Genomic DNA, 13,906 nt, shown 5'->3' on the forward strand with positions numbered 1-13,906 from the left:
CACAACATAACATCTGTTAAGTTATATAACATTTTATCTCAAGAAATATTTAGCGAAACAGATATTGATACTTCAGATTATACTGCTTTAAAAACAGGTAAATTAAGTACAGGTACTTACATTATTAAAATGAAAACTGATGTTGGTGAAATTTCTAAAAAAGTTCTGATCGAATAAATAAACCAAAGCCTTATAATTAAAAAGCCGAAACGTATGTTTCGGCTTTTTTTTATCTTTTTAATGCAAAATGACCTGAATAAGTCCTTCCGTCATACCGTGTTAGTATAAACCAATAATCATCAGATCTAAGATTTAAGCCATTAAAAGTACCATCCCAAGAATTATCATCTGGGTTTAATTGTTTAATAAATTTACCGTACCTATCAAAAATGTCTATAGTATAACTACTTTCAGAAGCTATACTTTTAATCTTCCAAGCATCATTTATTCCGTCATTATTAGGTGTAAAAAAACTAGGATAATAAATTAAAAAAACATCTTCACTTACTACTCCACAATTGTTTTTGTCTCTAACATATACGGTATAGTCTCCATACTTAACATCGTTAAATACATTACTGTCCTGAAAAAATATTCCATCTATAGAATATTCATAATTACCAATTCCTTCTGCTTCAACTATTATTGAATTACTGTTGCTTGTCCAGTCGTCTACAGTAATATTCGTGATTTCTGCAACATCAGAATTTGAAACATTAAAATACTTAATCTCTGTACAAGTTATATCATTATAGTAATTAGATACTTCTACCCAATATTCACCAGTTTCATTTAGAGTTATCGTGTTAGACACTTCTCCTGTAGACCACAATACACTATCAAAACCATAGGGAACAGAAACTGTTACCTCTTCGTTTTTACACAAATACCAGTTTTCATTAAATTCAAAATCAGGTGTTTCTAGATAAATAATTTGAAATTGTGAAACAGTAAAACAATCCGGATTATTTTTATTAAAAACTCGCACATAAATTGTTGTTTCTATATTTTCACTTTGAAAAGGTAACTCTATAGGGTTCAAATTTAGTTCTGCTTCTACAAAACTATTATGATAAGACGTCATAAATTGCCCATTTGACTCAATATTTAATATGGATTGGTTTTGAAAGTTAAAATCTAAAGGATCATCAAAGCTATCTGAACATAAAATAATATCTGACGACGAAGTAATAACTGGTACGTCATAAATAGTAATAGTTTGGTTTTGCTCAATTACGTTAAAGCCATCTACCAAAGTAATTGCTACTTGATATTCTCCTGGTGCATCATATAAATGATTTACAGTTTCTTGAGAAGAGAATGTACCGTCTCCAAAATCCCATAAAACAGAGTCAAAAATTTCGTTACCACTAACCTCAAATTCAGTAAATTCTCCAAAACAATTTCCTTCAAATTTTATATAAGAATCAAAAAAAGATTGAATAAATGGTGGTAATCCTGCTTTAGATACACCAGTTGTCAAGTAAACGCCATCATACTGATAATCTGCTTGATCACCATATGCATTAGGATTATTAATAACGCCTAAATAATCATACTCAAAATGTGCTACATAAATTTTCTTGTCTGGACCTAATTGTAAAGCACTATGAGGAAAATCTCCAAAAGACTCTCCGTTTGTTGTTAAATCGTATCTTGAATTTATGATATCATTATAATTAAAATTTGATGTATCAAATTGTATAATTCCGTCTTGAGTTTCTGATACATAAAGATATTTACTGTTAGAAGAAAACTCTACACCATAAATATAGCTAAGAGGCAGACCTTGATCAAAATCTGTTATTTGAATATTATTACTTGGTTTACCTGTTGTAGCATTAAACTCAAATAAATCTAATACTTCAGAAGAGTAAGCTACAGCTAATTTTGTACCATCTGGAGATATCTTCATTGCTCCAACATTATCGTAAATATCTATTGGCGTATGACCAATTTGCGTCTCTACAGGATTCATTTGAATACCATTATTAGTTACTAAATAACTAACAAATTTGTTTGAATCACTTGCATGAGATACAACCCAAATATCATTTTCATTAGTATGTTTTATTGCTGAAATCTTCTCTGAAGTTGATTCATATAAAAGCACATTTTTTTCTGATAGGACAACACCTCCTAACCCAGAATCTAATGACATATCTACTAAACTATATCTTAACCCATTTTCTCCTCCTGTTTCTGGCAAGGAAAACACATAGTATAGATTAATATTTCCTGGATGAGGTATGATAATACCTGATTGAGTACTAGAAATTGAACCTAACAAACCTGTTCCGTTTGGCATTAGTTGGTGATTTTTATTCCATACATCAATACCGTCAGTATAAAACAATAAATTTCCATTACTGTCCGAAATTGTAGAACAACCTTCGGGTGTATTCAAGACTCCATCATCAAGAGCTACAGGTATACCGTTACTAAAATTAATACCAGCATTTTGACCAAAATACCAATTGTTTGCTTGATTTTGACCAAATAATACTATTGTAAAAAGTAAATTTAGTAGAAAAAGCAGATTTTTCATTTAAATAGCAAAAACCTAAAGATAAGGTTTTTAGCTAAAATTTTTAACAACTTGCTCTAAATTAACATTTTGTTGCTCTCCGGTAATCATGTTTTTTAAAGCAAAAAGGTTGTTTTCTATTTCTTGTTCTCCTACAATTATTACAAAAGGAATGTTTCTTTTGTTAGCATAATTCATTTGCTTTTTCATTTTTGCATTATCAGGATAAAGCTCTGCATTTATACCGTTTTCGCGTAAGGTTTTTATTGCTTTTAGAGAATATAATGCTTCTTTTTCTCCAAAATTAATAAACAATACTTCTGTAGATTTTGTTATAGTTTCAGGAAACAATTCTAGCTCTTCTAATACTAAATAAATACGATCTAATCCAAAACTAATACCAACACCACTCATATTTTTCATACCGAAGATACCAGTTAAATCATCGTATCTTCCGCCTCCGCCAATAGAACCCATTGCTACGCTTGGAGCAGATACTTCAAAAATTGCACCAGTATAATAATTTAAACCTCTTGCTAAGGTAACATCTAGTTGAAGGATAGCAGATTTTAAACCAAGCTCTGAAATTGCTGTATTTATAAATTGAAGTTCTTCAATACCTTTTTTTCCTTCTTCAGAAGTACTTAAAATAGAGTTTAAGCTTTCTACTTGTGTTCCAAAATCTCCTGATAAGGTAAATAAAGGTTGAAGTTTTTCTATACCGTCAGGACTTATTCCTTTACTAAGCATTTCTTCTTTTACCTTCTCCTCACCTATTTTATCAAGTTTATCTAATGCTACTGTAAAATCTATTAATTTATCACTTGCACCTATAACTTCTGCAATACCTGATAAAATTTTTCGATTATTAATTTTTATAGTTGCGCCTTCTAGTTTAAGTGCTGTAAATACTTCGTCATATAATTGCACTAGCTCTACTTCTTGCCACAAACTATTACTACCTACCACATCTGCATCGCACTGATAAAACTCTCTAAAACGTCCTTTTTGCGGTCTATCTGCACGCCAAACTGGTTGCATTTGGTAACGTTTAAACGGAAATTCTATCTCGTTTTGGTGTTGTACCACGTATCTTGCAAATGGTACTGTTAAGTCGTAACGAAGTGCTTTTTCTGAGATTTCACTAGAGTTTTTTGAATTAAAACTATCTAATTCATTTATATATTCATTATATATTTTTTCAAAATTATTTCTTTTAAACTCTAAAGAAGATTCAAATTGAAGTATATCCATAGAATCATTCTCTCTAAAGAAACTTAAAATTTCTGATTCATTTTTCAAGAAAAAATCTCTTAAAATCCCTTTTTCTAATTTACCTATTCCTGAAATTATTTTTAAATATCTATTAACTGTTTCCTCATAACCGAAATCATCATTTCTAAAATTAGAAATAGTTTTAATTGAATCTAATAACTCAAAGAAATAAACAGAAAATTTACCTGAATTTATTATATTCTTTCTTACATCTTTAAAATAATCACCACTATTTAATATTTTAAAAATCAAGCGATCACCTTCATCACCATACTTACCCATTAAGGTGTCTGAATTTTCAAAACTTGGTGTTTCTATTGGCATAAATCCAAAACGTTCAAATTTTGATTTTATAGTATTAAAAATATAGTTTCGTTTTGCGACTTCTTCTGGATTAAAATCTCTGGTTCCTTTTGGTATGCTTGGTTTTTGTGCCATATTAACTTCCTGCGAATGCAGAAATTTATTTAAATGATTATTATTTTATTTAAGTTTAAAAAGCTTAGTAGCAAAAATAGTAGTTTAGTTACAAATAACGAAAGTTAATTATTGAGATTACTATCTATGCAGAAGTGACTATTTTAATTGATTAAATTGTTCATATACTCATACAACTCACCTTTTGTAATATTGCTTCCTTGTTGGATAAGTGCAAATTTATCTAGGTTTTTGTCATCAGAATATTCTTTTTTTGCTTGAGCAAACTCTACACTTTCGTCCATTAAATTATTACGTAACCAATTAAAGCCTTCTTGTGTAGTTACATCTACATCTTCTTTTTCAATTTTTATCCCTATTAAATGCATATGATCGTCGTTTAATGCAAAAAGATGTATGTTTTTAGGCGAAATATGTTCTAAGTATTTGGCTGCTGTTAATACGCCTTCCCAAACCAAATCACTAAATACATCTAGCTCTTGTTCGGCTACTTCTGGTTTTTCTGTTTTAATGGTTTGCCACTCTTCTGCTGTGATAGATTGTGTGGCTAAAAAGTTGATAAATTCTTGGTGCAGTTCTTCAAATTGTTCTTTTGTAAGTCTTGCGTATTTCATGTGTTTTTATTTTGAAATTTGTAAAGCATTAGCGGCTTCAAATGGTCTATCTGTTGCAAAAACATCTATACCTTTTTGCATCCAATGTCTATATAATGTGTCAGATTTTGTTTTTGCTTGTTTGTCTAAGTTTCCTAAAGTACCTAAAATGGTTTTGACACCTAATTTATGTATGGCTTTATACAAACTATCTGACGATAATCTTGTACCCGTAAATGCTAACATATTTTGGGTTGGTATTTTTGAGTGCAAAAGCCAATCTAATTCTTTTGTATTTCTTGCTGAAACAGAAAGTAATAAATGAGGTGCAATTGCATAAGCTTCTGTAGCTTGTTGTATATCGTAAGTGATTAAAACAACTTGATCTTGTGCTTGTAATTGATTAACTAAATTTACAATAGATTTATAATCTACACTTCGTTTTTTATCTAGTGTTAATACAATATTGTTCTGTTTTGCAAATAGAAGTACATCTTTAAGTGTAGGTATCTTAAAGTTTGTTTCTGTGCCAAAATCATCCACCAAATTAAACTGCTGAAGTTGCTTATAAGTATAGTTAGTTAATTTGCCAGTACCCGTTGTTGTGCGATCCAAACTATTATCGTGCATTAAAACTAATACACTATCTTTAGTTTGTGCTACATCAATCTCATAAATAGCAGATATACTATCATTAATATATTTTAAGGTTTCTAGGCAGTTTTCTGGATAATTACTTAATCCTTTTCCGCCTCGATGTACGCTAATTATTGGTTTATCATCACTACGATATTTAAACTTTTTAAGTAAAATAGATGTGGTTTGATTTGATTTTGATTGCGGTTTTACATCTTGTTTGTTTTTATTATTACAAGACAATAAAACCAATAGTATTAGTAAAATATAGGTGTAAGTTGATTTAACATTATTCATTAAGCTGATATTTTTTTATTATGGATACACAATAAATATATTGTAAAATTAACATAAAAAAAGCCACCTTTTAGGTGGCTTTAATTTTTATTTAAAATTTGCTAACTTGTTTGTTAACTTATTTTAAGCTTGCGCTACTACTTCAAATTCGATATCTGCAGATGCTTCACGGTGTAAACGTACAGTAGCCGTATATAGACCTAAACGTTTAATATTACCTCCAACGATAGAAACATACTTCTTATCTACAGTATGTCCTTCTTTTTCAAATGCTTCTACTAAATCTAATTTAGTTACAGAACCAAATAATTTATCTCCTGCAGATGCTCCTTCTGTAGCTTTTGCAGCTATTTTTATATCTAATTGTTTTAAAGCTTCTAACGTTTTGTTAGCTTCTTCAATTACTTTTTTGTCTTTAAAAGCACGTTGCTTTAAAGTTTCCTCTAATGCCTTTTTAGCAGACTTTGTTGCTAAAATTGCTTGTCCTGTTGGGATTAAGAAGTTTCTACCATAACCGTTCTTTACCGTTACAACATCGTCTTTAAATCCTACGTTTTCAACGTCTTGTTTTAATATAAGTTCCATTGTGTTATGATAATTTTATTTTAATAAATCTGTTACGTATGGTAACAAAGCTAAGTGACGAGCTCTTTTTACAGCTACAGATACTTTTCTTTGGTATTTTAAAGAAGTACCTGTTAAACGTCTTGGTAAAATTTTACCTTGCTCGTTTACAAAGTTTAATAACCAGTCTGCATCTTTGTAATCAACATACTTAATACCAGACTTTTTAAAACGACAATACTTTTTAGTCTTGTTAGTTTCTATATTTAAAGGAGTTAAATATCTAATTTCTCCTTCTTTTTTTCCTTTTGCTTGTTGTTCGATACTTGCCATGATGATTACGCTTTTTGTTTAAGTTTTTCTCTTCTACGTTCTGCCCATGCAACAGCGTGCTTATCCATTGCTACAGTTAAATAACGCATAAAACGCTCGTCACGTCTAAATTCTAACTCTAAAGGCTCTATTACTTCTCCTTCTACTTGGTACTCAAATAAGTGATAAAAACCACTTTTTTTGTTTTGAATAGGGTAAGCTAATTTTTTTAGTCCCCAATCTTCTTTCGATACCATCTTAGCTCCTCTAGAAACAAGAAAATCTTCGTATTTCTTTACTGTCTCCTTTATCTGTGTTTCAGATAAAACGGGATTTAAGATGAAAACAGTTTCATAATGATTCATAAAAATCTATTTTATTGTGTTAAAAATGAGTGCAAAAGTAATTCTTTTTATTTAATAACACAATACCCTTGTAAATATTTCTGTTAAACGACTTTTTAAATGTATATTCGAATGATTTTATTTTTATGTTAAAAAAATCATTTTACCGATGTTTTTTGGTTTTAATCCGTATTTTTTGTACTATTGTCGATAACTTAACCTTAACACTTACGCTATGATACTAAATTGTGTAGTTGTAGATGACTCGGCAATACAAAGATTGTCTATTGTAAAACTTATTGAAGGCAACAACAACCTTAATCTAATTGCTGAATACAGCATCGCTTTAGAAACCAAAAATGGATTAAACACCCATAAGGTAGATCTTATCTTTTTAGATATAGAAATGTCTGTTCTTAATGGTTTTGAGCTTCTGGACGTTTTAAATAATAAGCCTCAAATTATTTTTGTTACAGGAAAAACCGAGTATGCTTTTAAAGCTTTTAATTACGATGCTACAGATTACTTACAAAAGCCAATCTCTAGAGATCGTTTTAATCAAGCTGTAGAAAAAGCTGTAGAGCAACACAAACTTAAACAAGACTTTAGTCAAGAAGAAGGCGAACATATTTTTGTAAAAAGTAATCTAAAAAAACGTAAGGTTTATATTAAGGACATTAAATGGATCGAAGCACTTGGTGATTATGTAAAACTTGTTACAGAAGATACTAGCCTTGTTGTCCTATCTACAATGAAAGCTTTTGAAAAAGAATTACCAGAAGGAAAGTTTTTAAGAATACACAAATCTTATATTGTTAACCTTGATAAAATAGATAGATTTAATAGTAAAAATGTTGAAGTTGGCGCTTACGAAATACCGTTAAGTAGAAACAAGAAAACACAATTAGTTGAAGCTTTAAATAGCATCTAAACTACTACTCTACTATAAAAAATTAAAATCCTGTTTCTTTTTTGAAATGGGATTTTTTTTGGATTACACTTAATAATTATCCACATTCATGATTAATCGTACAGATTTAAAATCTCCTATTGCATTAAAAGTAGTTTCTACACGTTTTATAGCTTCTTTTGTTTTGCCTAGATGTTGACCTTGAGGTATTTTAATCAATATGTTTTTATGATACTGATTACGAATTCTTGATACTGGCGGAAACTCTGGTCCCAAAACATTATTTTTAAACAATTGTACCAATGCTTTGGCTAACCAATCTGAAGCCAAATTCACTTTATTATAATCACGATGTTTTAAAGTAATTTTTATTAATCTATAAAATGGTGGATACTTATAATTATAACGTTCTTCTAGCTGTTCTTTAAACATTCCAATATAGTCGTTAGTTGAGACTTGCTGTAAAATTTTATGATACGGATTGTATGTTTGTATCAAAACTTTGCCTCTTTTATCGGTACGTCCTGCACGACCTGATACTTGTAGCATTAATTGAAAACTTCTCTCATGTGCTCTAAAGTCAGGAAAATTTAACATGTTATCGGCATTCATTATACCAACTAGTTTAACATTTCTAAAATCTAAACCCTTGGTAAGCATTTGTGTACCAACCAAAATATCTATTTCTTGTTGTTCTAAAGCGGTAATAATCTTCTCGTAACCAAATTTTCCTCGTGTGGTATCTAAATCCATTCTTGCTACTTTAAAATCTGGAAATAATTCTTTTATCTCAGCTTCTATTTGCTCTGTACCAAATCCTACAGTATCTAAATCTGGTGTGCCACAAGCCATACATTTTTGCTGCATAGCAATACCATAACCACAATAATGACAACGTAATTGTTTACGATATTGATGATAAGTTAAACTAACATCGCAATTTGGACATTGTGGCGAGTGACCACAAGTTGTACACTCTACAATTGGAGAATAACCTCGTCTATTTTGAAACAAAATAACTTGATACCCTTCTTTTAAAGTTTCTGTAATTTCTTCAATCAAACGGTCAGAAAAATGACCTTTCATACGCTTTTTTTTGTACTTATCTTTTAGATCTACCAATTCTATATCTGGCATTTGTACATTATTATAACGTCTATTTATTTGTACTAATCCATATTTTTTTTCTTGTGCATTATGATAACTTTCTAAGCTTGGCGTTGCGCTTCCTAATAAAATTTTTGCCTTGAAAAATGATGCTAACACAACTGCAGAATCACGTGCATGATAACGTGGTGCTGGATCAAATTGTTTAAAAGATTGCTCATGCTCTTCATCTACTATGATTAACCCTAAATTATCAAATGGTAAAAATATGGATGATCGTGCTCCTAAAATTATTTTCGCTTTCGCGGAATTATGTAGCACATTATTATAAACCTCAACACGTTCATGCGCTGAATATTTACTATGAAAAACAGCTACTTGCTCTCCAAAATAATCTTGTAAACGACTAACCAATTGTGTAGTTAATGCAATTTCAGGAAGTAAATACAAGGCTTGTTTTCCTTCAGCTATTACATCTTCAATTAGCTTTACATAAACTTCTGTTTTACCTGAAGATGTCACACCATGTAACAACACAACGTTTTGGTTTTCAAACTGATTTTTTATTTGCTGTAAAGCTTCTGTCTGATATTGATTTAACTGTTTACTTTCTGAGTTTTCTTCACCATTATATTGTACACGATCGGTTTGAATATGATATTCTTCTAAAATATTTTTATCTACTAACGTTTTAATGGTTGAAGATGTAGTCTTACTAACTTCTATCAACTCTGAAACTTTAACTGGTTTTTTTGTCCTTGCAGAAATAGTAAAGAGATTTAAAATAACCTCTTTTTGTTTGGTTGCATTTTTGTTTAAATTGTCTAAAAGCGAATTTAGCTCAGCTTCAGAAGCATACTTGCTACTTAACTTTACGTATCTAACGTATTTTGGCTTATACTTTTCGTAAATTTCTTCATTGAGGATTACTGCTTCTTTTTCGACCAAACGTTTAACTACAGGAAGCACATTTTTTTTATCTAAAATGTTAGATATATCTTGAATTTTTAACGACGATTGATGTTGCAAAGCTTCGTAAATTAAAAACTCATCATCTTTTAAATCTTCTTCATTAATTACAGATGTTTTATTTGGGCTTATTATAGTTTCACTTTCTAATAAAAAAGCGTTTGGTAAGGCTGCACGCATGACTTCGCCTTCTGTACACATATAATATTTAGCTATCCATTGCCATAACCTAAGTTGTTGTTGGGTAACTATTGAAGCTTCATCTAAAATTTGATGGATATCTTTAGCATCGTAAACAGAAGGTGCTGTTTGATGGATATTTGCGACAATACCTGTATAGATTTTAGTTTTACCAAAAGGAATTGATACACGCATTCCTACTTGCAAAAACTCACTTTCTGCTTGTGTTATATTGTAAGTAAAGCGTTTTTCTAACGGAATTGGTAAAATGACGTCTATAAAATGCAATTTGATTTAGTTTTAAAAGTTATTTTACTTTTTCCCAATATTGTGTAGAGTATATAAATCCTAAATAACCTCTTACTTGAAGTTGACCTTTATCGTTTATTGCTAACCGTAGTTTATAAGTATTTCCGTTTTGAGGATCTAAAATAGTTCCGCCTTTATAATATTTACCGTCTTTAACTGCATCTTTTATAATGATTAAACCTAGGATAGGTTTGTTATTATCATCACCTTCACATTTTGTACATAAAGCATTTACTTTAGACTGGTCATTAATTTTTATTATTTTTCCGTAAACAACTCCATTTTCTTCGTAAATCTTTACTGTAGACTTTTTTTCACCTTTATCATTTATAGTTTGCCAATTACCAAAAATATCTTGAGCAGACATTGATAGACTGAAAAACAATAGTAATAATGTGATGTGTTTTATCATTTAAAACTTTTTCTTAATTGTTTAAGTGAAATATTTAACTCAAAACCTAGCAATAAAATATTGGCATTTAACCAAAGATAAAAAAGCAATATTAGTAATGCACCTATTGATCCATAAAGTTCATTATACTTTGCAAAATTTTCTATATAAATACCAAATAAATATGAGGTTAACATAATTAAAATGGTAGTAAATAATGCACCTACCGAAAAAAACTTGGAGGTTTTACCTTCTGCAGTACCAAAGTAATATAATACTGCAGTTGCCAAATACACCATTAAAACAAAGAAAATATACTGTGCAAAATTAGCCCAAAAATCTGTATTTCTGGAACCTATATATCCCTCAAAAGTAGACATGACGTAAATTTGAAAATACCCTAATACTACTACAGTTACAATTAGTAAAAAACTTAATATTAAAGCTATTCCCAATGCATATAAATATTGTTTAACAACGTTTCTAGATAATTGTTCATGATAAGAATTTTCAAAACCAGAGAATAAAGCATTAACGCCATTTGCCATTAAAAAAATAGATAATACAAACACAGATGAAATTAATCCTTCCTTATTTCCTTCTATGTTATTAAAAATATTTTCATAAAAAAAATCTGTAGTTGTTGCTGGTAAAAAGGACTCTAAGAAAACTAAAAAATCGGTTTGAAAATCGTCTATTGGAACAAAAGGAATTACTATTAAAATAAATAATAAAAAAGGAAACAACGCCATAAAAAAGCTATAAGCTATAGCACTTGCTCTTGCTGTTAATGCGCCTTTTGCTATACCAATAACGTACAATTCTAATAAATCATAAAGCGATAAGCCTTCTAATCCTGGTAGTTTAATTTTACCTAATAATCTAACAATTATGTTAACTACAGGAATTTTATTTAGCTTATCCTCTATCGCTTTTGACATAAAATAATTTAGTCTTTATTTTTAATTTACTACTCAACTGCTTTTAAACTTAAATCTTTATTGTAAACTGAATGCGTTAATGCTCCAGAAGAGATGTAATCTACACCGCAAAGTGCATATTCTCTAATCGTATTTTCGTTAATTCCTCCAGAGCTTTCGGTTAAGCATTTATCACCTATAAGCTTTACAGCTTCTCTAGTGTCTTCGTAATTAAAGTTATCAATTAAAATACGATATACGCCATCAGATTTTAAAATTTCTTTAATTTCATTTAAATCTCTAGCTTCAACAATAATTTTTAAATCACGATTAGTCTCTTTTAAATACTGCTTGGTTTGATCTATTGCTTTTGTAATTCCTCCAGCAAAATCTATATGATTATCCTTAAGCATAATCATATCGTATAACGCAAAACGATGGTTCTCTCCTCCTCCAATTTTTACAGCCCATTTTTCTAAAGCTCTAATACCTGGCGTAGTTTTACGTGTGTCTAAAACTTTAGTTCCTGTACCTTCTAAAAGGTCTACAAATTCTCTTGTTTTTGTAGCGATTGCACTCATACGTTGCATTGCGTTTAATACTAAACGTTCTGCTTTTAAAATAGATTGCGAAGCACCAGAAACGTAAAACACAATATCTCCGTATTTAACATGACTTCCGTCTTCAATCAAGGTTTCTATTTTCATGTTTGGATCAACATAATGAAAAACTTTTTTAGCAAACTCTACACCTGCAATTATACCTTCATCTTTTACTAAAAGTTTAGCTTTTCCTTCTGCCGAAGCTGGTATGCAAGCCAGACTACTATGGTCGCCATCTCCTACATCTTCTCTAATGGCGTTGGCTATGATTAATTCTATTTCTTTATCAAATTGCGCTTGACTGATCATGTTTATAATGTTTTGTGTAAAAATAGTAAATTGAATGACGTTTTACGATTATAGGTTTATGATTTTTTTAGATGAAATTAAAACATCATAACTCATAAAGTGTAAATTTGCGTATGACTATAAAACTACTTGCTATAGGAAAAACAGACAATAAGCAACTGCAACAGCTTATTGAAGATTACACAAAGCGTTTAGGATTTTACATAAAATTTGAATTAGAAATAATTCCTGATTTAAAAAAGGTAAAAAACCTAAGTGAAGACCAACAAAAGCAAAAAGAAGGTGATCTTATTTTATCAAAAATAACACCTACAGACATTTTAATTTTGTTAGATGAAAACGGTAAACAATACGATAGCGTGCAATTTGCTAATTACTTACAAAAACACATGAATTCTGGTATAAAACAGTTAGTTTTTGTAATTGGCGGACCATATGGTTTTAGTCCAGAAGTATATAGTAAAGCAAGAGGAAAAGTTTCTTTGTCTAAAATGACATTTTCTCATCAAATGGTACGTTTATTTATGATAGAACAGCTGTATAGAGGGTTTACCATATTAAAAAACGAACCTTATCACCATAGGTAACTACTTTAGGCTACATTGCTTTTGTTTACAATATCGTCTATTTAACAAACCATTTGTAACCGTAGATAAAGCAATTACCAAAATAAAAAAGACATCCCAGTTTTCACTATCCTTAAATAAGATTGCAGATAATAAAATAACAGATGCCCAAACGATAGAATTTATAATAATTAATTTTTTCATACTTATTTGACGTACCAATTTTAAAAAAGTTACAAAAACAAATAAAAAAAAGGCTGATATAAGATTTCACTTATTATCAGCCTTTAAAAAATATATTTAGAAGTTAGTGGTTAGCAAATGTATGCTTACGTTTTTTTAGCTGCTTTTCTAAATCTTTAATAGCATGTTTTACAGCTTTTTCATAATTATCTTCATTAGCAGTAGCAAAAATTCGTGGACCAGGAACACTTAATTCCATTTTACAAATTTTACCTTTAATTGGATCATGTTGCTCTTTTTCAAAATGAACTTCAGCTTTAATAATCCAATCAAATTTTTCAGTTAAATTATTTAGTTTTTCAGTTACGTAAGTGTTCATAGCTTCACTTGTAGACATATGAACGTATTGAATATTAATTGTCATTGCTTTTGGTTTTATATTAAATTATACTCAAATATACTATAGATAAACCG

Annotated in this window: 15 protein-coding genes; 3 read left to right on the top strand and 12 right to left on the bottom strand. The window is 29.7% G+C overall.

Annotated elements, in window-relative coordinates; all coding sequences use genetic code 11:
- The first annotated feature begins 6 nt into the window (after window positions 1–6).
- Window positions 7–177 carry a T9SS type A sorting domain-containing protein gene (locus WA340_RS15265; protein WP_442920776.1) on the top strand — a complete coding sequence of 57 codons (171 nt, stop codon included), beginning with the start codon at window positions 7–9 and terminating at the stop codon, window positions 175–177.
- Between the two features lie 52 nt (window positions 178–229).
- Here WA340_RS15265 and WA340_RS11975 read toward each other — a convergent pair whose 3' ends face one another.
- The 7 genes from WA340_RS11975 to rpsF form a co-directional block, all read right to left on the bottom strand.
- Window positions 230–2,548, bottom strand: coding sequence for a T9SS type B sorting domain-containing protein (locus WA340_RS11975; protein WP_336129245.1), 2,319 nt, complete (start codon window positions 2,546–2,548; stop codon window positions 230–232).
- 30 nt (window positions 2,549–2,578) lie between these two features.
- A complete protein-coding gene (gene hisS / locus WA340_RS11980; protein WP_336129246.1) occupies window positions 2,579–4,240 on the bottom strand; it encodes a histidine--tRNA ligase in 1,662 nt (553 codons plus the stop codon).
- 143 nt (window positions 4,241–4,383) lie between these two features.
- Entirely contained in the window at window positions 4,384–4,854 is a 471-nt protein-coding gene (locus tag WA340_RS11985; protein ID WP_106676837.1) for a DUF6495 family protein, read from the bottom strand.
- A 6-nt stretch (window positions 4,855–4,860) separates the two neighbouring features.
- Complete coding sequence (locus WA340_RS11990; protein ID WP_336129247.1) at window positions 4,861–5,766, bottom strand: glycerophosphodiester phosphodiesterase family protein; 906 nt, start codon at window positions 5,764–5,766, stop codon at window positions 4,861–4,863.
- Window positions 5,767–5,889: 123 nt separating this feature from the next.
- Window positions 5,890–6,351: a 50S ribosomal protein L9 gene (gene rplI, locus WA340_RS11995; RefSeq protein WP_223076992.1), complete on the bottom strand. Its 462-nt coding sequence runs from the start codon at window positions 6,349–6,351 to the stop codon at window positions 5,890–5,892.
- A 15-nt stretch (window positions 6,352–6,366) separates the two neighbouring features.
- Complete coding sequence (gene rpsR / locus WA340_RS12000; protein ID WP_027878687.1) at window positions 6,367–6,663, bottom strand: 30S ribosomal protein S18; 297 nt, start codon at window positions 6,661–6,663, stop codon at window positions 6,367–6,369.
- 5 nt (window positions 6,664–6,668) lie between these two features.
- Window positions 6,669–7,007, bottom strand: coding sequence for a 30S ribosomal protein S6 (rpsF, locus tag WA340_RS12005; protein ID WP_027878686.1), 339 nt, complete (start codon window positions 7,005–7,007; stop codon window positions 6,669–6,671).
- Window positions 7,008–7,221: 214 nt separating this feature from the next.
- On the opposite strand from rpsF, the gene WA340_RS12010 reads away from it, so the two are divergent.
- A complete protein-coding gene (locus tag WA340_RS12010) occupies window positions 7,222–7,917 on the top strand; it encodes a LytR/AlgR family response regulator transcription factor (RefSeq protein WP_336129248.1) in 696 nt (231 codons plus the stop codon).
- A 69-nt stretch (window positions 7,918–7,986) separates the two neighbouring features.
- On the opposite strand, the gene priA is transcribed toward WA340_RS12010, so the two are convergent.
- Genes priA through nadC form a run of 4 tightly spaced genes read right to left on the bottom strand, consistent with a single transcriptional unit; the run spans window position 7,987 to window position 12,683 of the window.
- Window positions 7,987–10,440 (bottom strand): replication restart helicase PriA, encoded by a 2,454-nt coding sequence (gene priA, locus WA340_RS12015; protein ID WP_336129249.1) that lies wholly within the window; start codon window positions 10,438–10,440, stop codon window positions 7,987–7,989.
- A gap of 19 nt (window positions 10,441–10,459) precedes the next feature.
- Window positions 10,460–10,873, bottom strand: coding sequence for a DUF2147 domain-containing protein (locus tag WA340_RS12020; protein WP_336129250.1), 414 nt, complete (start codon window positions 10,871–10,873; stop codon window positions 10,460–10,462).
- A complete protein-coding gene (locus WA340_RS12025) occupies window positions 10,870–11,793 on the bottom strand; it encodes a YihY/virulence factor BrkB family protein (protein ID WP_223076996.1) in 924 nt (307 codons plus the stop codon). Before WA340_RS12025 ends, WA340_RS12020 begins: the two co-directional genes overlap by 4 nt.
- A 29-nt stretch (window positions 11,794–11,822) precedes the next feature.
- On the bottom strand, window positions 11,823–12,683 hold the full coding sequence (gene nadC / locus WA340_RS12030) for a carboxylating nicotinate-nucleotide diphosphorylase (RefSeq protein ID WP_304143499.1): 861 nt from the start codon (window positions 12,681–12,683) through the stop codon (window positions 11,823–11,825).
- Window positions 12,684–12,796: 113 nt separating this feature from the next.
- On the opposite strand from nadC, the gene rlmH reads away from it, so the two are divergent.
- On the top strand, window positions 12,797–13,270 hold the full coding sequence (rlmH, locus tag WA340_RS12035) for a 23S rRNA (pseudouridine(1915)-N(3))-methyltransferase RlmH (protein ID WP_336129251.1): 474 nt from the start codon (window positions 12,797–12,799) through the stop codon (window positions 13,268–13,270).
- Between the two features lie 286 nt (window positions 13,271–13,556).
- Here rlmH and hpf read toward each other — a convergent pair whose 3' ends face one another.
- A complete protein-coding gene (hpf, locus tag WA340_RS12040) occupies window positions 13,557–13,856 on the bottom strand; it encodes a ribosome hibernation-promoting factor, HPF/YfiA family (RefSeq protein ID WP_336129252.1) in 300 nt (99 codons plus the stop codon).
- Window positions 13,857–13,906 lie beyond the last annotated feature (50 nt).

Source organism: Mesoflavibacter sp. CH_XMU1422-2, from assembly GCF_037029245.1.
GTDB lineage: Bacteria > Bacteroidota > Bacteroidia > Flavobacteriales > Flavobacteriaceae > Mesoflavibacter > Mesoflavibacter zeaxanthinifaciens.